This is a genomic window from Mycolicibacter sinensis (assembly GCF_001673565.1).
In the GTDB taxonomy this organism is placed as follows: domain Bacteria; phylum Actinomycetota; class Actinomycetes; order Mycobacteriales; family Mycobacteriaceae; genus Mycobacterium; species Mycobacterium sinense_C.
In genome coordinates this window covers 1-1,045 of the sequence record NZ_LZMF01000090.1, presented here as the reverse complement: position 1 = coordinate 1,045, position 1,045 = coordinate 1, and the positions used below count along the sequence as shown (strand labels likewise).

1 protein-coding gene is annotated in these 1,045 nt (G+C 65.7%); it reads right to left on the bottom strand.

The features are described 5' to 3' along the window. Window positions 1-944: IS110 family transposase (locus tag A5648_RS13815; protein WP_428844342.1), on the bottom strand; the 944-nt coding region annotated here is incomplete at its 3' end. Between the last annotated feature and the right edge of the window lie 101 nt (window positions 945-1,045).

The following is a 1,045-nucleotide window of genomic DNA, read 5'->3' as shown; positions in this document are numbered from 1 at the left end:
CGTGCCCGAGCTGCTGGTGATGCGGCATCCCAGCGTCGCCGCATCACAGCACCGGGCCGATACGGGGCTCGGTGATGCCAGGCGGCTTCGACCAGCAGCCGGCGGGCGTGACTGTTGCCGGTCTTGGTCACCCCGCCCTGCGTTCGTGTCGCCCCGGAGGAGTACTCGCTGGGTACCAGTCCGAGGTAGGCGCCGATACTGCGGCCGGTCAGCCGAGACCAGTCGCCGATCTCGGCTGCCAGCCCAAACGCGGTCAGCGTCGAGACCCCGCGTAAACACCCCAGCCTGTTCACCACCGCAGTGAACTGCGAATCAGCAGCCATTTCGGCGATCGCGGCGTCGAGGCGCTCCCGGCGGTCGACGGTGGCCAGCATCGTGTCGAAGGCACTGTCGTAGGCCAGTTGCAAGGCGGGGTTGTCGAACTGTTGCTGGCGCAGCCATCGCTCATGCTCACGAATCCAGGTCCGCCCGCCGCTGTAGACGATCCCCTGTCTTAGCAGCAGCTTCGAGAGTCGATGCCGGGCCGTCATCAAGTCACCACGGACGTCTTCGCGGGCCCGCACCACATCCCGGGCAGCTTCCTGCTCCACCGTCGGGATTGTCACCGCCGTGATCTGACCCAGATGCAACAACCGCGCCAGATGCGCCGCATCACGGGCATCGGTCTTGACCCGATCCCCACCCGGGCGGATCAATTTCGATGGTGCGGCCACCGCACACTCGATCCCCGCTGCCAGCAGGAACCGGGCCAGACCGAAACCGGTCGGCCCGGCTTCGTAGGTCACTGCCACCGGCTCGGGAAGACCCCGAACCCATTCCAGGACATCGTTGCGATCCGGAGTCAACCGGCGCTCGAACACCTCGCCGGTATCACCATCCAACCCGCACGCAACCACCGAACGGGCGTGCACATCCAACCCGACACTCGTACGCTGAACCTTCACTGGGGCCTCCCACATCTTGTGGCTCTACCGGCCAGGACCCATTTCCTGTCGGCAACCCACGTTCACATGTGAGTGAGGCCCCAGCCCCCCATACCGTCTAA